The sequence below is a fragment of the Streptomyces sp. NBC_00996 genome (assembly GCF_045162675.1).
Lineage (GTDB): Bacteria > Actinomycetota > Actinomycetes > Streptomycetales > Streptomycetaceae > Streptomyces.
In genome coordinates this window covers 6,654,052-6,674,601 of the sequence record NZ_CP108723.1, presented here as the reverse complement: position 1 = coordinate 6,674,601, position 20,550 = coordinate 6,654,052, and the positions used below count along the sequence as shown (strand labels likewise).

The window sequence follows — 20,550 nt, the reverse complement described above, 5'->3', positions numbered from 1 at the left end:
TCAGACCCGTATCCCCGGGGGCGCCCGGCCCCCGCTGGGGCCGCTCCGCGAGGGGTGGTCTTCGTCGGCCGACTCCCCGCCGACGCGTCGGAGGGAACCAGCCGACCCGGCTGAGCCGGGCTTGGCACCGCCCGACCGCGCCGTCTCGCTTCTTCGCCGTCGCGGCGGGAAAAACCCGCCGTCCCGGCGGAAAGAGGGTCGCCGCCCCGGCGCGGTCCGCTACTGCTCCGCCAGCGCCCGCAGCCGGCTCAGCGCCCGGTGCTGCGCCACCCGGACCGCCCCGGGTGACATTCCCAACATCTGCCCGGTCTCCTCGGCCGTGAGGCCCACCGCGATGCGCAGCAGGAGCAGCTCGCGCTGGTTTTCGGGGAGGTTGGCCAGGAGTTTCTTGGCCCACTCGGCGTCGCTGCTGAGCAGGGCGCGCTCCTCGGGACCCAACGAGTCGTCCGGGCGCTCGGGCATCTCGTCCGAGGGGACGGCCGTCGAGCCGGGGTGACGCATCGCGGCGCGCTGCAGGTCGGCGACCTTGTGGGCGGCGATGGCGAAGACGAACGCTTCGAAGGGGCGCCCGGTGTCCTTGTAGCGCGGCAGCGCGAGGAGCACCGCGACGCAGACCTCCTGCGCCAGGTCCTCCACGAAGTGCCGCGCGTCACCCGGAAGTCGGGACAGACGAGTGCGGCAGTAGCGCAGCGCGAGTGGGTGTACATGGGCGAGCAGGTCGTGTGTGGCCTGCTCGTCGCCGTCGACCGCGCGATGGACGAGCGCACCGATCACCGTCGTCTCGTCGTCACGCATCGGTCCATGGTGCCTCGGCGTCGTCCGATCCGTGGCACCGCGTCCATAGTTGTGCACCGAAGCGTTATGAGCAGGTGCGCCGGAACTCATCTCCTGCGCCCTCCCCTTCCGCTCGCCCGACTCGTCCCCGAGGAACTCCACACCTCAAGGATGCGTCATCCGCCGGGAAACGGGGATCGGGCACCGAAGAGGCTCTCTCTGAGGGCCCGGCCCCACCCGCCGGATGGCGGGCAGGGGCTACTTCAGTCATACCCTCAACGCGGCTCACCTAGCGAACCAGGCCCCACCGGAATCCGAGCGCGACAGCATGCGCTCGGTCCGAGGCGCCGAGCTTCTTGAACAGCCGTCGGGCGTGCGTCTTGACGGTGTCCTCGGAGAGGAACAGCTCACGGCCGATCTCCGCGTTCGAGCGGCCGTGGCTCATGCCCTCCAGGACCTGAATCTCACGCGCGGTGAGCGTGGGCGCTGCGCCCATCTCGGCCGAGCGCAGTCTGCGCGGGGCGAGCCGCCAGGTGGGGTCGGCGAGCGCCTGCGTCACGGTCGCCCGCAGCTCCGCGCGGGAGGCGTCCTTGTGCAGATAGCCGCGGGCACCGGCCGCGACGGCGAGCGCCACGCCGTCCAGGTCCTCGGCGACGGTGAGCATGATGATGCGCGCACCGGGGTCGGCGGACAGCAGCCGCCTGACCGTCTCCACGCCGCCCAGTCCGGGCATGCGTACGTCCATCAGAATCAGGTCCGAACGGTCGGCACCCCAGCGGCGGAGGACTTCCTCGCCGTTGGCCGCCGTCGTCACACGCTCGACGCCGGGCACGGTCGCGACCGCGCGGCGGAGCGCCTCTCGGGCAAGCGGGGAGTCGTCGCAGACGAGGACGGATGTCATGGCCGCCCTCCGCAGCTGATGCGCGTCACCTTGAGCCTCCAGGCTGGTACGAATCGTCACCTGTGCGGTCGACACTCGCCGACGGATACTGCCGCCTGCCCGAGCGCTTGTTCCTTCAACCGCCTCGCACTCTCAACGATGGTCACTCGAAAGAGTTACGGGGCAGTCAGCCGTCATCGGCACTGTACGTGAGGGCGCGGACACGGTGCAGACATGCACGACGGACCCTCAATGTTTCATCACAAGCTATGCCCCATTTAGCCTGTTTTCTTCCCCTTTGCTGGTGTCTGCGGCTAGATTCGCAATGAGTCATATTTTCATCTCCTTAGATCGTAGATGTACGGTCGATGGGCACAGAGCAGCCCAGAACGGCAACAAGGGGACACGCAATGGCAGATTTCTCCCGCCTTCCCGGTCCGAACGCGGATCTCTGGGACTGGCAGCTCCTCGCGGCCTGCCGCGGGGTCGACAGCTCGCTCTTCTTCCACCCGGAGGGCGAGCGCGGTGCGGCACGGAGCGCTCGTGAGAACTCGGCCAAGGAGGTCTGCATGAGGTGCCCGGTACGCGCGGAGTGCGCGGCGCACGCGCTGGCGGTGAGAGAGCCGTACGGCGTGTGGGGCGGGCTGACCGAGGACGAGCGCGAAGAGCTCATGGGGCGGGCGCGCAACCGGCTGGTCTCGGCGTCGACCACCGGAAGCGGTCACGCTTCGAACAACTGAAGGAACGTTTCTGCGCTTCGGGCGCACACGGGCACGCACGCGCGTGCCCTTATTTTCGCTACTAACGGGGGCGCTTCCCCGGGCCACAGCCACTTCAGGGGCGCTTCCCGGGCCCCAGGGGACAGCGAGCGGTACCTCGCTATCGCGCCGCGGCCCGCGCCAGCCGGTCCAGTGTCGCCGCGACCGCCGGCACCTGCGCCAGATCCGGCAGGGTGAGCGCGACGATCTCCCGTCGCACCGGTGGCTCCACCGTCACTGTGCGCGCCCCCTTGGGTCGTACGGACTCGATGGCGAGCTCCGGAAGGACGGCCACCCCGAGACCCGCGCCGACGAGGCCGACCACGGCCGGGTAGTCGTCGGTGGCGAAGTCGATGCGGGGCTCGAAACCGGCACTGCGGCAGACCTCGACCAGTTGTCCGCGACAGCGCGGGCAGCCCGCGATCCACGACTCCCCGGCGAACTCACCGATCGCGACCGACTCGGCGCGGGCGAGGCGGTGCCGCTCGGGCACGAGCGCGACGAGCCGGTCCGTCAGCAGCGGCCGTACGACCAGGTCGTCCCACTCCTCGACGCCTACCGCGCCCTCGTACCGGAATGCCAGCGCGATGTCGCAGTCGCCGCCGCGGAGCTTTTCCACGGATTCCGGCGGTTCGGCCTCCTCCAGGGAGACGCGGGTACCGGGGTGGGCGGCCCGCAGCGCGGCGAGGGCCGTCGGGACGAGCGTGGAGCTGCCGCTGGGAAAGGAGACGAGCCGGACCCGGCCGGCGCGCAGGCCCGCGATCGCGGCGACCTCCTCCTCGGCGGCCGTCAGTCCGGAGAGGATGCCCGCCGCATGCCGGACCAGAGCCTGGCCCGCCTGCGTCAGGCGCATCTCGCGGCCGGTGCGGATCAGCAGGGGCGTGCCGACGGACGACTCCAGCGCCTTCATCTGCTGGCTGACAGCGGGCTGGGTGCAGCCCAGCTCGCGCCCGGCCGCCGAGAAGGAGCCGGTGGCGGCGACGGCGCGCAGAACACGGAGATGACGGGCCTCGATCACCCTCCGAGCATAAGCGTTACTTGGGGGCGACGGCGAATATTGCGTAGCCGCTTTGAATGTTGTCGCCTAGCGTGGCGGTATGAAGCTTCTTTCCCTGAACCTGGGCCGTGCGCGGGCCGTCGAGTACACGGACCAGCCGGAGGGCGTGACCGGCATCGACAAACAGCCGGTCGAGGGGCCCGTTCGGGTGACCGCGCCGGGACCGAAGGGGGTCGGCGCTAGCGGTCTCGCCGGGGACGCGGTGTGCGACACGCGTCATCACGGCGGGGACGAGCAGGCCGTGTACGCGGTCGCGCGCGGGGACCTCGACGAGTGGGAGCGCGAACTCGGCCGGACCCTGCCGAACGGCGTGTTCGGCGAGAACCTCACCACGGAGGGGATCGACGTGTCCGGCGCGCGGATCGGCGAGCGCTGGCGGATCGGCTCCGAGGTCGTCCTGGAGGTCACCTGCGGGCGCATCCCCTGCCGCACCTTCCAGGGACACCTCGGCGAGAAGGGCTGGGTCAAGCGATTCACCGAGAAGGGCGCGCCCGGCGCGTATCTGCGGGTGATCGAGCCCGGCGAGATCCGCTCCGGCGACCCGATCGAGATCGTGCACCGGCCGGACCACGATGTCACGGTCGCTCTCCAGTTCCGCGCCATCACGACCGAACGGGCCCTGCTGCCACGGCTGTTGGCGGCGGCCGAGGCACTGCACCCGGAGTCGCTGGAGAAGGCGAGGAAGTACGTGGCGAAGTACGGCGGGTAGGCCCCGGCCGACGGCCGTGCGCGGAACTCGTGGAGCAAGGCTGTGCGTTGGATGGCGGGGGCGCCGGGCGCCGGGCGCCTGGTCAGGTCACTAATCTTGCGCCATGACAACGGCTCTGATTACGGGATCGACCGCGGGCATCGGCGCCGCCTTCGCGCGGCGTCTGGCGGCTGACGGGCACAACCTCGTGCTGGTGGCACGCGATACGAAGCGGCTGGCCGAGCAGGCCACCGAACTGCACGACCGGCACGGCATCGAGGCGGAGGTGCTGATGGCGGACCTGGCGACCGACGACGGCATCGAGGCGGTGGCCACCCGCCTCGGCGACCGCAAGAACCCGGTCGACCTGCTGGTCAACAACGCGGGCTTCGGCAACAAGGGACGCTATCTCGACGTACCGATGGCCGACGAGCTGAAGATGCTCAAGGTGCACTGCGAGGCAGTGCTCCGGCTGACGTCGGCGGCGACCGAGGCGATGCGGGAGCGCGGCCGGGGCGGGGTCGTCAATGTCGCGTCGGTGGCCGCCTTCGTGCCGCGGGGTACGTACGGCGCGTCCAAGGCGTGGGTCGTGCAGTTCACGCAGGGCGCGGCGAGGGATCTGGCGGGCAGCGGCGTACGGCTGATGGCGCTGGCCCCCGGTTTCGTACGCACCGAGTTCCACGAACGGGCCGGGATGGGCACGGACAACATCCCGAACTGGATGTGGCTGGACGCGGACAAGCTGGTCGCGGCGGCGCTCGCGGACCTGGCCCGCGGCAAGTCGCTGTCCATCCCGGATCCGCGCTACAAGGCGCTGATGGGGTTGGTGAAGGTGACGCCGCGGGCGCTGCTCGGCGGGATCTCGTCGAAGACGGGCCGGAAGTACGGACCGCAGTGACAACGGAAGTTGAAGGCGGAAGTACGCCCCCGGTGAGAGCCGGTGTGAAGTACACATGAGGTAGGTGGTGTCGCCCCTCCGGTGGGAAGATGAGGGTGTTCAACCGGACCCAGGGGGCCGGAGGCGGCGCCATGACATTCGTACAGCTCATCGACTGCAAGACCAGCCGGTTCGACGAGATGAACCAGCTGATGGACACATGGGTCGAACAGACCAAGGGCAAGCGGACCGCGACGCACAGCATGATCGCCAAGGACCGGTCCGACGCCACCCACTTCATAGAGATCGTGGAGTTCCCCTCGTACGAAGAGGCGATGCGGAACTCGAACCTTCCCGAGACGGACAGGATCTTCCAGGAGATGGTGGCGCTCTGCGACGAGATGCCGACGTTCACGGACCTGGACGTGGTCCGCGACGAGCAGCTCTACGCGGCCAACATCCGCAGTTTCTTCGAAACGGTGGCCACCAAGGGTGAGCTGCCGCCGCTCAACGCGCTGATGGTGGAGGACTACCACGACCACGATCCCGCCAACGAGCAGGACACCATCGGACTCGACGCGATGCGGCGCGAGATCGGTATGTGGCGCGGCGGGTTCGACTTCGCCTTCACGGTCGACGATCAGATCGCCCAGGGCGATCGCGTCTGCACGCGGTGGACCTGGAACGGCACCCACAATGGCGACTTCATGGGGATACCCGCGACCGGGCAGCAGGTCACCATGACCGGCACGACCGTCTTCCGCTGCGAGGAGGGCGGGAAGATCGTCGAGGGCTGGTGGCAGTACGACCGGCTCGGGCTGATGGCCCAACTCGGCGCGCTCGACGCGCTGGAGGCCTAGTGCGGCCTAGTGCCGCGTCAGCCAGGGTTTGCCCGTTGAGGAGCGGCGTCCGGTGCGTGCTCTGGGGGTCCCCCCGGCCGAAGGCTGGGGGAGTGCCGGCCGGAAGTCCTCGTACTGGACGTACTTGGGCTTTCGGCCGGTGCGGCGAGTGGGGGCACCTCCCACGCCCTTGAGGCAGTGGGGGAACGTGCCGGGCGTCGCGACGGGGCGAACCTTGGCCGACGCGGCACCAGCACTCAAGGGAGAAGCCCCCGTTCCCACACCGGGAACGAGGGCTTCTTCATGAAGCGGTGCCTCAGTGGGAGTGCCCGTGGCCGTGGCCGTGACCGGCGTCGGCCTCCTCCTCGGCCGGCTTCTCGACGACCAGGGTCTCGGTCGTGAGGAGCAGGGAGGCGATGGAGGCGGCGTTCTCCAGGGCGGAGCGGGTGACCTTGACCGGGTCGATGACGCCGGCCTTGACCAGGTCGCCGTACTCGCCGGTGGCGGCGTTGAAGCCCTGGCCCTTGTCGAGCTCGGCGACCTTGGAGGTGATGACGTAACCCTCCAGGCCGGCGTTCTCGGCGATCCAGCGCAGCGGCTCGACGGCGGCACGGCGGACCACCGCGACACCCGTGGCCTCGTCGCCGGTCTTGCCGAGGTTGCCCTCGAGGACCTTCACGGCGTGGACGAGCGCGGAGCCACCACCGGAGACGATGCCCTCCTCGACCGCGGCGCGGGTCGCGGAGATGGCGTCCTCCAGACGGTGCTTCTTCTCCTTCAGCTCCACCTCGGTGGCGGCGCCGACCTTGATCACGCACACGCCGCCGGCCAGCTTCGCAAGGCGCTCCTGGAGCTTCTCGCGGTCCCAGTCGGAGTCGGTGTTCTCGATCTCGGCCTTGATCTGGTTGACGCGGCCGACGACCTCGTCGGAACTGCCGGCACCGTCGACGATGGTGGTGTCGTCCTTGGTGACGGTCACCCGGCGGGCGCTGCCGAGCACGTCCAGGCCGACCTGGTCGAGCTTGAGGCCGACCTCCTCGGCGATGACCTGACCACCGGTGAGGGTGGCGATGTCGCCGAGCATGGCCTTGCGGCGGTCACCGAAGCCGGGAGCCTTCACGGCAACGGCGTTGAAGGTGCCACGGATCTTGTTCACGACCAGGGTCGACAGGGCCTCGCCCTCGACGTCCTCGGCGATGATCAGCAGCGGCTTGGAGGCGTTGGACTGGATGACCTTCTCCAGCAGCGGCAGCAGGTCCTGGATGGAGCTGATCTTGCCCTGGTGGATGAGGATGTACGGGTCCTCGAGGACCGCCTCCATGCGCTCCTGGTCCGTCACGAAGTACGGCGACAGGTAGCCCTTGTCGAAGGCCATGCCCTCGGTGAAGTCCAGCTCCAGACCGAAGGTGTTGGACTCCTCGACGGTGATGACACCGTCCTTGCCGACCTTGTCCATCGCTTCGGCGATGAGCTCGCCGACCTGCGGGTCCTGGGCGGACAGACCGGCGACGGCGGCGATGTCGGACTTCTCGTCGATCGGGCGCGCGGTGGCGAGGAGCTCGTCGGAGACGGCCTTGACCGCCGCGTCGATGCCCTTCTTCAGCAGCGCCGGGGAGGCACCCGCGGCGACGTTCCTCAGGCCCTCGCGCACGAGCGCCTGGGCGAGCACGGTGGCGGTGGTCGTACCGTCACCCGCGATGTCGTTGGTCTTGGTCGCCACCTCCTTCACCAGCTGGGCACCGAGGTTCTCGTACGGGTCCTCGACCTCGACCTCGCGGGCGATGGTGACACCGTCGTTGGTGATGGTGGGAGCGCCGAACTTCTTGTCGATGACGACGTTGCGGCCCTTGGGGCCGATCGTCACCTTCACCGTGTCGGCAAGCTTGTTGACGCCGCGCTCAAGGGCGCGACGGGCGTCCTCGTCGAACTTCAGGATCTTCGCCATGGAGCGATTCAGCCCTCTCGGAAACTTTGGGAGAAACGAACTGCGCCCCCAGCGCCCGGCTTTTGAAGGTCGCGGGGGCCAGGGGCGCAGTTCACTGCAAAACGGGGTGAATTACTTCTCGATGATCGCGAGCACGTCGCGAGCCGAGAGGACGAGGTACTCCTCGCCGTTGTACTTCACCTCGGTGCCGCCGTATTTGCTGTAGAGCACGACGTCGCCGACAGTGACGTCGAGCGGAAGACGGTTACCGTCCTCGAAGCGGCCCGGACCCACGGCGAGGACGACGCCCTCCTGGGGCTTCTCCTTCGCGGTGTCCGGGATGACCAGGCCAGAGGCCGTGGTCTGCTCGGCGTCGAGCGGCTGGACCACAATGCGGTCCTCGAGCGGCTTGATGGCAACCTTGGAGCTGGCGGTCGTCACGATCCGACCTCCCCCTTCGGAGATCTCACGGGGTTAACTGTCTGAGGTGGCGACCAGGTCGATCCGTCGTCGCGGGTGCCGGACCTGCCCGTCGCTACTGGCACTCTCCAGGGGGGAGTGCCAGACCTGAGACTATGACCGCGATTAGCACTCGGTCAAGCGGAGTGCCAGAAGCCTCCGGCGCGCCGCGATGTTTCTGGTCGCACCGGGTGGATGCGGACGCCGTCAGAGGTAGTCCTCGAGACGGGCCACCGTGAATCCCTGCGCCTGGACGCGACGCAGCAACCGGGTCGTCGACTCGCTGAGCGTGACGCCGTCCGTGTCCTGCGGACGGGCGAGGACGATGTCGCCGGGTCGCAGCCGGTCCCCCTCCGCGCACCGCAGCCCTTCCGCCCTCATCGACGCCCGCCACAGTACGACCGCAGCGACCCCGCAGTCCCCCGCCGCGCGCAACGTCGTGCGGTCGTACCTGCCGTACGGGGGCCGCAGCAGCCGGGGCCGGATGCCGAAGCGCTGTTTGAGCTTGACCTGCTGGCCGCAGATCTCGGCGCGCTGACCGACATACGGCAGGCCGCGCAGGGAGGCGTGGTCGAGGGTGTGGTTCTGCACGCTGGCGCCGACCGCGCGCAGCTGGGCGAAGTGCCCGTACCCCGGCCCGACGACGCTGTCCGTGAGGAACATGCTGACCGGCAGCCGCAGTTCACGGACCATGTCGACGAACCGCGGATCGCGCTCGACGCCGTCGTCGTATGTCAGGAAGACCACCTTGTCGCGGGTGGGGACGTGGTCCACGACGGGCGGCAGGCCCGGACCCGCGGTGCGGGCGGTGGTCCGGACGGGCGGTCTCGGCGCCCTGGCGAGCGGGGCGGCGAGCCCCCAGCGGCGGTACGCCGACTCGCGTGGCCGTACCTTCTGCGCCGCTTTCTTGCCCAGCCGCTCGATCGGGTCGACGGACTGCGCGCAGCCGCTCAGGAGAGCGGCGGCGAGCAGCCCGGCGACCAGTCCCCGCACCCTCACAGGTAGTCCTCCAGGCGGGCCACCGCGTATCCCTCGTCCGTCACCTTCCTCATGAAGCGGCGGACCATGTCGGGCATCGTGCCCTTCCAGTCGTTCCGGCCGCGGAAGTGGGTGAGGACGATGTCGCCGGGGTGCAGGTCCTGGTCCCACTCGCGGTACTCCCAGTGGTCGACGAAGACCTCCTCGTCCCAGATGGGCGCGTACTTGATGCCGCAGGACTTGGCGGCGCGCAGGGTGTCCTGGTTGTAGTTGCCGTACGGGGGCCGGAAGACCGTGGGGCGCTTGCCGAACTGCCGCTTCATGATGGCCTGCATGCCGCAGATCTCGTCCTTCTGTTCCGCGTACGAGAGTCCGGGCAGGTAGGGGTGGTGGAGCGTGTGGTTGTTCAGCGTCACGCCCCGGTCGCGCATCTTCCGGAAGTACTGGTAGTCGTCCTTGATCAGGTAGTTGCTGAGGAAGGCGGTGTACGGGATCTTCAGATCGCTCATCATCCGCAGGAACTTCGGGTCCTTCTCCTCGCCGTCGTCGATGGTGAGGAAGACGACCTTGTCCTTGGTGGGGACGGTGGTGAAGACCGGGGGCAGGTCCAGCTCCTCCTGGTCGTCGACCTCGAACCCGTCGCGGGCCCTGATCACCGGCTTCTTGACGGGCGCCGGCGGGGCCGTCAGCGGCGTCCTGGCCAGTCCCCAGCGTTTGGCCGCGGCGGCCCGTTGGGCCTGCGCGACGCGGAGCTTGGCGGCGTACGAGTAGAGGGCACGGGCGGGGGGCGCCTTCATCGCCTGCTGACCGGGGGCCGGCCGCACGCCGTGACCGTCGGAGCAGCCGGAGACGAGGGCGGTGAGGGCGAGCACGGCGACCACACCGCGGGAACCGACTCCACCGCGGGTACAGGCCCCCTTGCCGGATTCGGCACTCCCGCGGGCGCCGAATCCTCCGCGAAGCCCCATCCCATTCGCCGCATTTTTATACTTTTGTCGTACAGGTCGCATGGCGCCGGATCCTCGCAGGTCATGCCCCGCACGGGGCCCCGACACCGCCGCCGGAACGCGCAGCGTCCACCGACTGGCCCACAATGGGCCGGTGAACGACGTCTCCTTCGCCTCCCTGCTCACCCCCGAGGGCCGCGCCCTGCTCGACGAGGTGCGCGGCACCGAACCGGCGCAGGAGCTGGCCGTCGCCACCCGGCTGCGCCGCGAGCACCCGGCCGAGCTGGTCTCGGCGGCCCTCGGGCAGGCGCGGCTTCGGCAGCGGGCGGCGGCGAAGTTCGGGGCCGAGGACGCGGAGCGGATGTTCTTCACCCCGCACGGGGTGGAGCAGTCGACGCGGACCAGCGTGGCGACCTACCGCGCGGAGCGGTTCCGGGCGCTGGGCATTCGTTCCGTCGCCGACCTCTGCTGCGGCATCGGCGGCGACGCGATCGCGCTCGCCCGCGCCGGGATCCGGGTCCTCGCCGTCGACCGCGACCCGCTGACGACGGAGGTCGCCCGCGCGAACGCCGACGCGCTCGGTCTCGCCGGCCTCATCGAGGTGCGCGAGGCGGATGTCACGGAGGTGGACACCGCGCAGTACGACGCGGTCTTCGTGGACCCGGCCCGGCGGGGCGGCCGTGGCCGGATCTTCGACCCGGAGGCTTACTCGCCCCCGCTGTCCTGGGCGGTCGGGACGGCCCTGAAGGCGCCGCTCGCCGCGCTGAAGATCGCCCCCGGCATCCCCCACGAGGCGGTCCCCGCCGAGGCGGAGGCCGAGTGGATCTCGGACGGCGGGGATGTGAAGGAGGCCGTGCTGTGGTTCGGCACGGAACCCGGTCTGGTGCGGGCCACGCTGCTGCCGGGACCCCGCGAGCTGCGCGGCCGCGGTCTCCCGAACCCCCGAGTCCGGCCGCCGGGACGCTACTTGTACGAGCCCGACGGCGCCGTCATCCGCGCCCATCTGGTCGCGGAGGTGGCCGAGGAGCTCGACGGCGGCTTGATCGACGAGACCATCGCGTACGTCACGGCGGACGAGCTGCGCCCGACGCCGTACGCCACCGCATACGAGATCACCGATCAACTCCACTTCAGCGTGAAGAAGTTGAAGGCGCTGCTGCGGGAGCGGGAGGTCGGCGTCCTGACGGTGAAGAAGCGCGGGTCGGCCGTGGAGCCGGAGGAGCTGCGGCGCAAGGCCCTGCCCAAGGCGCACGGTCCCGGATCCGCGACGGTGTTCCTCACACGGGTGGCGGGTGCCCCGACCATGCTGGTGGGGGCACCCGCGACACCGTCTACTGGTGGTGGACCGTCTTGAGGGGTGCCGGGTTCGGCTCGGCGCCGACCGGGCCCGACCTCACGACCGTTGCGGCATGACCGCCGTTCGTGCGGAGCGTGCAGGTGCTCCGCTGCGCACTCGTGGGCTCCAGGCCGTTGCAGTACGGGTGGTACACGAACTGGCTGCTGCTCGCGCTGATCGAGCTGCCCGCCGTGTCCAGCGCGCCCGCCGCGATCGACCCGCTGCCGCCGAAGCCGACCACGAACTGCGTGCTCGCGGACTCCGGCAGCAGACAGCTCTTGGCCTCGCTCGACAGGGTGTCGCGCGAGATCGACAGGACGGGTCCGAAGACGTTCATCGCCGCACCCGCCGCCACGCCAGGTGTTCGTGTAGGCGAGTGCGGCATGCTCAAATTGACCCCCCATGGATCAGAAACGTCGGAATTGCCGCTCACTCGCCGGACCGACGCCTCTCCCCCAGAGACTCACAGCCGCGTCATGGCAGCCGGGTCACTGTAGTTCCTGAAGTAACCCAGGGAAACAGAGTTACGAGAGGGCTCCGTACGGGACCGCCGCGCGGCGAGTCAGCCGCTCTCCCGGGCCCGGGAGAGCAGCAGCGCGCGTTCGCGCTCGTTCCGCGCCAGCGAGGCCGCCCGCTCGAACTCCGCTCGCGCCTCCGCCGTCCTCCCCAGCCGGGCGAGCAGGTCCCCCCGGACGCTGGGCAGCAAGTGGTAGTCGCGGAGCGCGGGTTCGCCGGCGAGGCTGTCGACGATGGTGAGCGCGGGCTCCGGGCCCTGCGCCATCGAGACGGCGACGGCGCGGTTCAGCTCGACCACGGGGGACGGAGAGCGGGCCGCCAGCAGGCCGTACAAGGTGGCGATCCGGCCCCAGTCCGTGTCCTCGTACGCGTACGCCTGCGCGTGGCACGCGGCGATGGCCGCCTGGAGGGCGTACGGGCCGGGGGCGCCCGTGCCGACGGCGTTGGCGCGGCCCAGCGCGGCGAAGCCCCGGCGGATCAGCAGGCGGTTCCAGCGGCGGCGGTTCTGGTCCGATGGGAGGAGCTCAGCGAGGGCTAGCTAGGACGTGCGGCAGCAACTGAGGGCCGTCGTCGACGGGTTGCTCGCCACCCACCGTGGCCGGCGCTTCCTCGCCCACACCCGGAACGAACGGCCGCGGATCGTTCGCCGGGCCTGTCGACCTCCCCCGCGCCGGCACTCTCCTGGGCAGGGACAGGTGGTGGTAACGGTCCTGTGCCGAACCGACGTGATCCACGAAATGGCAACTCGCCCCCGGGAGTTGGGGTGACAGACTCCCCCTTGATCATCATGTCGGCAAGGGAGAGGACCATTCATGCGCAGGCGCGGCAGGGCGACGGGGGTCGCCGTGACGGGGCTGGCTGCCGCGGCGGTGCTCAGCGGCTGCGGCTCGTCGGGCGGGTCCGGCAACGGCGCTGAAGGCACGGGGGGCGCGGGCGGCGGTGGGAAGGCTGCGGCCGTACCCGAGTTGAAGGTTCCTGCCGGATTCGACGCGACCAGGGCCTGGGCCGTCAAGGCGTCAGAGGGGCTGACGTCGCCGGTCGTGACGCCGGGCGGTGACGTCGTGCTGTTCGTGCGACAGGACACCGACGCGAACACCGCCACCGTCGTGGCGCGCGACCTGAAGACCGGCGCGGTGCGCTGGAGCGGCAAGCCGTGGAAACTGCCGAAGCCGAAGGACGGCGGGATCAACTCCGCCGCGCTCTCGGTCACCAGCGAGAAGGGGAAGGCGTACGCGGTCCTCAACGCGTACGGTTCGACCGGCGACGACGGCGTGAACAAGGGCACGGACGTGGCCCGCACGGCCGCGTACGCCGTCGAATCGTCCGGCGACGCGGTGGCACCGGTGGCGAACGCGCAGGTCCTGGGAGCCACGGGCCTGGGGCAGATGCAGGACGACGGAGTCATGGTGCTCTCGACCGCGCGGGACGCCGGCGCCGTCGATGTGGTGTCCGGTGCCGTGACTACGTACCCGGACGCCAAGCTCAAGGCGCCCGCCGAAGCCAAGGGCTGCCGCGACGGCTTCGCGGACTGCGACGTCGACCCCGAGTTCGTGGCCGCCACGCCGCACGGTCCGCTGGTGAACGGCGTCTACACGTACTGGCTGTCCGGTACCGATGGCGGTGGCTGGTACAGCGAGAACGACCGGCCCTCCGGCGCGAGTGAGGCGAGCGGGGACGCCAAGGCGATCGCCAGGCTGCACGCGGGCGGGAAGGCCCTCGCCACCCGGCGTACGGCGACGGGGGAGAGCCTCTGGACCGTCCAGGATGCCGGAACCGGCGCGTTGGAGTCCTCCGTCACCTGCGAGAACCGCTACGACGGCAACGACACGCAGAACAAGAACCCGTACCGGATCTCCACCGGCGGCGACTACCTCATCAACGACGTCGTCGCCTTCGATCTCAAGGCCAAGAAGGGGTACTGCTACGGGGCGAGCTCGGAGCGCAATCGCATCCCGCTGCTCTCCGTAGACAGCACCGGCACGGCGTACGGCTTCGCCACGAAGGCCGACAGTGTCGGCGCGGTCACCGAGACCCCGGCGAGCATCTCGCTCAGCAGCGGCAAGGCCACGCCGCTCGCCAAGGGCACGCTGATCCCGGCGCAGATCGGCGGTGACGTCGCGATGTTCGACGACTCCAGCTACGCGGACGGGCAGCTGCCCAAGGGGTACACCGCGGTGTTCGCACCGCGGAGTTGACCGTCTCGGCGGGCGGCGGCGGGACCCGCCCCGCCGCCGCCCGCCCCCGCACCGCCGATGCCGTCCCGGCTCACTTCAGCGACGCCCACAGCTCGCTCGCCTCCGGCTCGTTCGCCACCACCCGATTGTGGTCCGACGGAGCCGTCACGACGGGCATCATCGCCGTCTTGACGTCCTCGGACGACAGTCCCTTCAGGCTCTGGCCGAGCTTCATCAGCTCACCCAGCGAGTCGAGACCCGTGTCCGTCGTCAGACTGCCCGTGACCGCGTTCGCGACCTTGTAGAGCTTGGTCGGGTCGGTGAGCAGATCGGTCGACGCGATCTGCTGCAACAGGGCCTTCACCAGCTTCTGTTGCAGGCCTATGCGCCCCAGGTCGCTGCCGTCGCCCACACCATGACGAGTGCGGGCCAGCGCCAGCGCCTTCGTGCCGTCGAGGTGGTGTTCGCCGGCCGTGAGGTGCAGGTGGCTCTTGTCGTCGTCGATGTCCTCGTCCGTCGTGACGGTGACGCCGCCGAGCGCGTCGACGAGGTCCGCGAAGCCGGAGAAGTCGATCTCGATGTAGTGGTCCATACGGACGTCGGTCAGGGACTCGACCGTCTTGACCGCGCAGACCGGGCCGCCCACCGAGTACGCGCTGTTGAACATCGCGTGGTACGCCACCGAGGTCGTGCCGCCCGACGACGTCGGACACGAAGGGCGGGTCACCAGGGTGTCCCGGGGAATGCTCACCACGGTCGCCGTCGTACGGCCCTCGTCGATGTGGACGACCATCGCCGTGTCCGAGCGGGCACCGGAACTGCTGCCACCGCCGAGCCTCGCGTTCGCCTTGCCGCTGCGGGAGTCGGATCCGAGGACCAGGATGTTCAGGGCACCGCTCGGCAGCGGTGTGGCAGCGGCGGAGGCGGACACCGACGGGGTCGACACGACCCGCGCCGGGCGGTCGTCGCCCAGCGCGCTGTTGATGTCGACGCTCTTGATGTTGTGGTTCAGCTGCCAGTAGGCCCAGCTCGCCCCCGCGGCGGAGAGTACGAGGACGCCGGCGAGCGCGATGCCGGCGGCCTTCAGCAGGCCTCGACGTCGGCCACCGCGTCTCGCGGCGTCCTCGTTGCCGTCCTCGTGCTCGTCTTCAGAAGTCACGCGGAGGAACGTAAGTCCGAATTATTACGAGCAGGAACCTCTTCTCGGGTTTCCTTCGGAAAATCTCAGACTTCTCAGGCAGACCTCAGCCCAGCGTGACCGTGGGCACCGGATTGCTCCCACTCCACGACGCGTTGAACCCGAACGTCACCGATCCGCCGTCCGCAACCGTTCCGTTGTAGGAGGAGTTGACGCACGTCACCGCGGTTCCGGACTGGCTGCAGGTGGCGTTCCAGGCCTGGGTGATCCGCTGACCCGCGCCGTACGTCCAGCTCACCTTCCAGGAGGAGAGCGCCGCCCCCGAGCAGGCGATCGTCACCTGCCCGGTGAACCCCGTGTTCCATTGACTGCTGATCCCGTACGTCGCCGCGCATCCGCCCGTGGGAGGAGGCGTCGGCGTACCCCCGAGCGAGGTCGCGATCGCGGAGTACGCCGGTTTCGGCGCGTAGTTCTCGTCGTACGGTGTCGCCGCGCCGTAACCCGAGAAGACGTCCGGGATCCAGGAGTCGGAGTCGGTGAAGCCCCAGACTGTGACGCCGTAGCACCTGGACACGGCCACGCACGCGTCGAAGACGGCCTTGTAGTCGGCCGCCTGCTGCGTCAGCTTCGCGCTGTCCGACGGGAGTTGCATACGAATGTCCAGCTCGGTGATCGCGACGTCGACGCCGAGGTCGGCGAAGCGCTGGATGTTCTGCTGGAGTGTGGCCGGGACCTGGCCGAGGATCAGATGGGCCTGGAGGCCGACGCCGTCGATGGGGACACCGCGGTCCTTCAGCGACTTGACCAGGCTGTACAGGGCGGTGCTCTTCGCGTTGACGCCCTCGACGTTGTAGTCGTTGATGTAGAGCTTGGCGCTCGGGTCCGCCGCGTGGGCCCAGGTCAGCGCCTGGGCGATGTAGTCGGCGCCGAGGCCGTTGTACCAGAGGGTGGAGCGGTAGCTGCCGTCCTCGTTGAAGGGCTCGTTCACCACGTCCCAGGCCGCCAGCTTGCCCTTGTAGCGGGTGACCTCGGTGGTGATGTGGTCCTCGAGCAGGCCGCTCAGCTCGGCGGTCGTCCAGGTTCCGTTGGTCAGCCAGCTCGGGTTCTGGCTGTGCCAGACCAGGGTGTGACCGCGCACCTGCTGGTTGTGGGCCTGCGCGAAGGCGACGATCCGGTCGGCCTCGGCCCAGTTGAAGCTGCCCCGGGTGGGCTCGACGGAGCCCCACTTCATGGCGTTGCCCGGGGTCAGCGAGTTGAACTGGGCCCCGGCGATGTCGCCGTACGTGCCGGTGAGCTTGGAGCCGGTCACGGCGGTCCCGATGACCTCGCCCTTGGCGGCGGCGAGGTCGCGAAGGGGGATGTCGGCGGCGTGGGCCGTCGTACCGACCGCGAGCAGGGTGCCCACGGCCGCAGCGCCCGCGAGCAGGGCGGTCAGGCGCGAACGTAACCAGGTTCTGGAGGTTCTCATTGCGGGTGCCTCCGAAAGTTTCGGTCGTACAACCGATTGACTTCGGAGGAGTGTGGAGCGGGATGCCTCACCCGTCAATACGTCAACTTCGCGCCACCGTCGCCCCAGGGCTCACGCGGCAGGGGCCCCCGTACTGCTGCGCACCACCAGAGTCGTCGCCAACTCCAGTCGGGTTGCCGCCGACGCCCCTTGTGCCCGCCCCAGTTCGAGCACCAGCTTCGCCGCAGCCTCCGCCATCTCCGTCAGCGGCTGCCGTACGGTCGTCAGCGGCGGCCCGACCCAGCGCGCCACCGGCAGATCGTCGAACCCGACGACGCTCAGGTCCTCCGGGATACGCAGCCCCAGCTCGCGCGCGGCCTCGTACAGGCCGAGCGCCTGCAGGTCGTTGCCCGCGAACACGGCGGTGGGCCGGCCGGGCAGCCGGAGCAGCTCGAGTCCCGCTCGATACCCACTGTCGTGGTGGAAGTTCCCCGGCCGGATCAGCGCCGGGTCGACCGGCAGTCCCGCCGTCTCCAGCGCGGCGCGATAGCCGTCGACCCTGGCTCGGCTGCACATCATCCGCGAGGGCCCGCTGATCGCACCGATCCGGGTGTGGCCCAGCTCGACGAGATGGCGCGTCGCGGCCAGCCCGCCGTGCCAGTTGGTGGCGCCGATGGACGGCACGTCGTCGCCGGGGTCGCCGGCCGGGTCCATCACCACGAACGGGATGGACCTGCTGGTCAGCAGTGCCCGTCCGGACTCGTCGAGCCCGGACAGCACGAGGATCACGCCGTACGGGCGGCGCGCGGCGACCTGGTCGGCCCAGGTGCGGCCGGGGGTCAGCCGGCCCGCGCTCTCGGAGAGGACCACGCTCAGCCCCTCGTCCCGGGCGACGTTCTCGACGCCCCGGATGACCTCCATCGCCCAGGCGCTCTCCAACTCGTGGAAGACCAGGTCGATGAGGGGCGAACGGGTCGCCTCGGCCCGGCGGCGCCGGTAGCCGTACGCGCGCAGCAGCTCCTCGACACGGGTGCGGGTCGCCGGGGCCACATCGGCGCGGCCGTTGAGGACCTTCGAAACAGTCGGAGCCGATACGCCTGCCTCGCGGGCGATCTCGGCGAGCGTCGCCGTCTGGGTGGACCTCGCCGCCGGCCGGGACTCCACGGGCTTCGCAGGATTCATGAGCGGGATGGTATCCCTGCGCATGGTCATGACGGATTCTCTCCGAGACCGGGATTTCCCGGAACATTCGGAGATCGTCCGGAAACTCGTGCAGAAATATGGGTACGGACCGAGGGCACCTACCCCGGAAAGGCGGGAGGTGCCCCCGCCCCTGGTGGCAGCTAGGCCCGCACTTCGCAGGTCGCCGAGAAGGTTCGCCGTAGCGACCTCCGGGCCTCCGATCTCGACCGATCCGGACCGGCACGGCTCTCGCCACTACGGTTCCGATCGACAAGCAATCGGCTATGACCGCTTGATCTTCACGATCGGGTGACCTGCGAAGTACGAGGCTAGGTCACCTCACTTCACCCGCACCTCGCACCGCATCCGCCGTTCCACGCCGAGCACCCGCTCCTCCCCCGTCAGCGTCACCGGCACCACATGCCGTATGCCGGTCTCGGCGCTGGAGGACGCGAGCCGCAGTTCCAGGGCGCCGGGTTCGACGATCCGGTCGCCGTTCGGCCCGGTGTACCCGGCCAGGTCCGCCGGGAACGTGAAGTGGACCTCCGCCGACGCGCCCGCTTCGAGCGGCACCCGCGTGTACCCGACCAGGCGGACCACTGGTCGCGCCACCTTGCCGACCGGGTCGTGCAGATACAGCTGGACGACCTCCGTTCCGGCCCGCTCCCCGGTGTTGCGGACCGTCACCCGCAGCGCCGTCTCGCCGTCGGTCGGGACGGACTCGGCGTCGACGGACGCCGCCTGCCAGTCGAACGTCGAGTAGGACAGCCCGTGCCCGAAGGGGTACAGCGGTGTCGGGTCGAGGTTGCTCGCCCCGCTGACCTGTCCGAGGGGCGGGGCGAGATAGGTGTACGGCTGCCCGGCGGGCTCGCGCGGCACGCTGACCGGGAGCCGCCCCGACGGGTTGACCCGCCCGGACAGGAGGCCCGCGACCGCGGTGCCGCCGTCCTGGCCGGGGAAGAACGCCTGCACCAGCGCCGCGGCCCGGTCGGCCCAGCGCCCGAGCGCGTACGGCCGCCCGGAGAACACGACCAGCACGACGGGCGTCCCGGCGGCCAGCGCCTTCTCCACCAACTCGCCCTGACCCTCGGGCAGTTCGAGGTCCGCCGCGTCGCAGCCCTCCCCCGAGGTGCCACGCCCGAACAGTCCGGACCGGTCGCCGACCGCGACCACGCACACATCGGCCGCCGCCGGGTCGTCCCCGAACTCGGCGTCCGGCAGCTCCGCGCGCAGCGCGTCGAGCAGCGTCGGTACGGCGACGCCCATCGGGACGTCGGGGTGGTCGAGGAGGACATGGCGGGGGAAGGTGTAGCAGCCGAGCATGGCCGCCGGGTCGTCGGCGAGCGGGCCGAGGACGGCGATGCGCCGCACTTCGGGCGCGAGCGGCAGCAGGCCGTTGTCGTTGGCCAACAGGACGACCGACTCCTGAGCCAACTGCCGTGCCAGGTCCCGCATATGGGGCGGGTCGAAGTCGACCGTGTCCTCGGCGGCGGGGGGCGCCCAGTCGGGGTCGAGCAGCCCCAGTTCGCACTTCTGCGTCAGCACGCGCAGCGCGGCCCGGTCCACCAGCTCCTCGTCGAGCGGCCCCGATCCGTAGCACCGTACGGCGGGCAGCTCCACGTCCACGCCCGCCGCGAGCGCGATTGCCGCCGCCCCCGCCGGGGAGTCGGTGAGCCCTTGCGCCGACTCCAGGAGGGTCACCCCGAAGTAGTCGGCGACGACTGTGCCGGTGAACTGCCATTCCTCGCGCAGAAGTTGGGTGAGCAGTTGGTGGTGCGCGTGTGCGGGCAGCCCGTCGACGTCGTTGTACGCCGCCATCACCGACCGCGCGCCGCCCTCCCGCAGGGCCATTTCGAACGGCGGCAGGATGACATCGGCCAGTTCGCGCGGGCCGATCGACGCGGGCGCGTGGTTGCGGGCGCCGCGCGAGGCCGAGTACCCGGCGAAGTGCTTGAGCGTGGCGACGACGCCCGCCGACTCCAGCCCCTGGACGTAGGCGGTGCCGACGGTCGCCACGAGGTAGGGGTCCTCGCCGATCGCCTCCTCCGTACGGCCCCAGCGTGCGTCCCGTACGACATCGAGGACGGGGGCCAGCCCCTGGTGGATGCCGACGGACCGCATGGTGGCGCCGATCGACGACGCCATCTCCTTGACCAGGGCGGGGTCGAAGCTCGCGCCCCAGGCGAGCGGGGTCGGGAAGATCGTCGCCTGCCAGGCGGTGAGCCCGGTGAGGCACTCCTCGTGCGCGAGGGCCGGCAGTCCGAAGCGGTTCGCGGAGCGGATGCGTTCCTGGAGGGAGGCGAGCCGCGCCGCGCCCTCGGCCGGGTCGACGGGCGCGGTACCGAAGGGGCGGGTCAACTGGCCCAGCCCGTTGGGCAGAAGCTCCGCCAGGTCGATGTCCTCGGACAGGGCGTGCTGAAGCGGCGCCATGTCCCCGCCCGGCGTCTCGTTCGAGCCGGGCCAGACGCTGTAGAGCTGGGCGATCTTCTCCTGGGTGGTCATACGGGTGAGCAGGTCGGCTGCGCGGACGGCGGCGGGCAGAGCGGGGTCCTGCCAGGGGTGGGTCATGTAACTCC

Annotated in this window: 18 protein-coding genes and 1 pseudogene; 6 read left to right on the top strand and 13 right to left on the bottom strand. The window is 70.1% G+C overall.

The window, feature by feature from the left end; translation table 11 throughout:
- Window positions 1-219: 219 nt before the first annotated feature.
- Window positions 220-795 carry a sigma-70 family RNA polymerase sigma factor gene (locus OG390_RS31520; protein WP_060901477.1) on the bottom strand — a complete coding sequence of 192 codons (576 nt, stop codon included), beginning with the start codon at window positions 793-795 and terminating at the stop codon, window positions 220-222.
- A 268-nt stretch (window positions 796-1,063) separates the two neighbouring features.
- Entirely contained in the window at window positions 1,064-1,675 is a 612-nt protein-coding gene (locus OG390_RS31515; protein WP_003948568.1) for a response regulator transcription factor, read from the bottom strand.
- 389 nt (window positions 1,676-2,064) lie between these two features.
- Here OG390_RS31515 and OG390_RS31510 point away from each other — a divergent pair, with 389 nt between their 5' ends.
- On the top strand, window positions 2,065-2,394 hold the full coding sequence (locus OG390_RS31510) for a WhiB family transcriptional regulator (RefSeq protein ID WP_189190278.1): 330 nt from the start codon (window positions 2,065-2,067) through the stop codon (window positions 2,392-2,394).
- A 139-nt stretch (window positions 2,395-2,533) separates the two neighbouring features.
- Here OG390_RS31510 and OG390_RS31505 read toward each other — a convergent pair whose 3' ends face one another.
- Window positions 2,534-3,430: a LysR family transcriptional regulator gene (locus tag OG390_RS31505; RefSeq protein WP_406172787.1), complete on the bottom strand. Its 897-nt coding sequence runs from the start codon at window positions 3,428-3,430 to the stop codon at window positions 2,534-2,536.
- 79 nt (window positions 3,431-3,509) lie between these two features.
- Between OG390_RS31505 and OG390_RS31500 the strand changes: the two genes are divergently transcribed.
- The 3 genes from OG390_RS31500 (at window position 3,510) to OG390_RS31490 (ending at window position 5,894) form a co-directional block, all read left to right on the top strand.
- Window positions 3,510-4,178 carry an MOSC domain-containing protein gene (locus tag OG390_RS31500; RefSeq protein WP_406172786.1) on the top strand — a complete coding sequence of 223 codons (669 nt, stop codon included), beginning with the start codon at window positions 3,510-3,512 and terminating at the stop codon, window positions 4,176-4,178.
- Between the two features lie 103 nt (window positions 4,179-4,281).
- On the top strand, window positions 4,282-5,055 hold the full coding sequence (locus OG390_RS31495; protein WP_406172785.1) for an SDR family NAD(P)-dependent oxidoreductase: 774 nt from the start codon (window positions 4,282-4,284) through the stop codon (window positions 5,053-5,055).
- A 131-nt stretch (window positions 5,056-5,186) separates the two neighbouring features.
- Window positions 5,187-5,894: an ester cyclase gene (locus OG390_RS31490; RefSeq protein WP_406172784.1), complete on the top strand. Its 708-nt coding sequence runs from the start codon at window positions 5,187-5,189 to the stop codon at window positions 5,892-5,894.
- A gap of 295 nt (window positions 5,895-6,189) precedes the next feature.
- Here OG390_RS31490 and groL read toward each other — a convergent pair whose 3' ends face one another.
- The 4 genes from groL to OG390_RS31470 all read right to left on the bottom strand — a co-directional run bounded on the left by groL (window position 6,190) and on the right by OG390_RS31470 (window position 10,244).
- A complete protein-coding gene (gene groL / locus OG390_RS31485; protein ID WP_406172783.1) occupies window positions 6,190-7,818 on the bottom strand; it encodes a chaperonin GroEL in 1,629 nt (542 codons plus the stop codon).
- 111 nt (window positions 7,819-7,929) lie between these two features.
- Window positions 7,930-8,238, bottom strand: coding sequence for a co-chaperone GroES (gene groES, locus OG390_RS31480; RefSeq protein ID WP_077796719.1), 309 nt, complete (start codon window positions 8,236-8,238; stop codon window positions 7,930-7,932).
- 225 nt (window positions 8,239-8,463) lie between these two features.
- On the bottom strand, window positions 8,464-9,255 hold the full coding sequence (locus tag OG390_RS31475) for a polysaccharide deacetylase family protein (RefSeq protein WP_406172782.1): 792 nt from the start codon (window positions 9,253-9,255) through the stop codon (window positions 8,464-8,466).
- Window positions 9,252-10,244 (bottom strand): polysaccharide deacetylase family protein, encoded by a 993-nt coding sequence (locus OG390_RS31470; RefSeq protein ID WP_406172781.1) that lies wholly within the window; start codon window positions 10,242-10,244, stop codon window positions 9,252-9,254. Before OG390_RS31470 ends, OG390_RS31475 begins: the two co-directional genes overlap by 4 nt.
- A 91-nt stretch (window positions 10,245-10,335) precedes the next feature.
- Here OG390_RS31470 and OG390_RS31465 point away from each other — a divergent pair, with 91 nt between their 5' ends.
- The gene (locus tag OG390_RS31465; protein ID WP_406172780.1) at window positions 10,336-11,535 is read left to right on the top strand and encodes a THUMP-like domain-containing protein; all 1,200 of its coding nucleotides are present in this window, start codon (window positions 10,336-10,338) and stop codon (window positions 11,533-11,535) included.
- On the opposite strand, the gene OG390_RS31460 is transcribed toward OG390_RS31465, so the two are convergent.
- Together OG390_RS31460 and OG390_RS31455 are read right to left on the bottom strand one after the other, a co-directional pair.
- Window positions 11,513-11,854: a hypothetical protein gene (locus tag OG390_RS31460; protein ID WP_406172779.1), complete on the bottom strand. Its 342-nt coding sequence runs from the start codon at window positions 11,852-11,854 to the stop codon at window positions 11,513-11,515. The genes OG390_RS31465 and OG390_RS31460 overlap by 23 nt on opposite strands.
- Window positions 11,855-12,079: 225 nt before the next feature.
- Window positions 12,080-12,556, bottom strand: a pseudogene (locus tag OG390_RS31455) (RNA polymerase subunit sigma-24); the annotation flags it as partial.
- Between the two features lie 289 nt (window positions 12,557-12,845).
- On the opposite strand from OG390_RS31455, the gene OG390_RS31450 reads away from it, so the two are divergent.
- Window positions 12,846-14,228, top strand: coding sequence for a hypothetical protein (locus OG390_RS31450; RefSeq protein WP_406172778.1), 1,383 nt, complete (start codon window positions 12,846-12,848; stop codon window positions 14,226-14,228).
- A 70-nt stretch (window positions 14,229-14,298) separates the two neighbouring features.
- On the opposite strand, the gene OG390_RS31445 is transcribed toward OG390_RS31450, so the two are convergent.
- The 4 genes from OG390_RS31445 to OG390_RS31430 all read right to left on the bottom strand — a co-directional run bounded on the left by OG390_RS31445 (window position 14,299) and on the right by OG390_RS31430 (window position 20,542).
- Entirely contained in the window at window positions 14,299-15,366 is a 1,068-nt protein-coding gene (locus OG390_RS31445) for an LCP family protein (RefSeq protein WP_406172777.1), read from the bottom strand.
- Window positions 15,367-15,451: 85 nt separating this feature from the next.
- On the bottom strand, window positions 15,452-16,813 hold the full coding sequence (locus tag OG390_RS31440) for an endo-1,4-beta-xylanase (RefSeq protein WP_406172776.1): 1,362 nt from the start codon (window positions 16,811-16,813) through the stop codon (window positions 15,452-15,454).
- Between the two features lie 111 nt (window positions 16,814-16,924).
- Entirely contained in the window at window positions 16,925-17,974 is a 1,050-nt protein-coding gene (locus OG390_RS31435; protein ID WP_406172775.1) for a LacI family DNA-binding transcriptional regulator, read from the bottom strand.
- A 339-nt stretch (window positions 17,975-18,313) separates the two neighbouring features.
- On the bottom strand, window positions 18,314-20,542 hold the full coding sequence (locus OG390_RS31430) for a glycoside hydrolase family 3 N-terminal domain-containing protein (RefSeq protein WP_406172774.1): 2,229 nt from the start codon (window positions 20,540-20,542) through the stop codon (window positions 18,314-18,316).
- Between the last annotated feature and the right edge of the window lie 8 nt (window positions 20,543-20,550).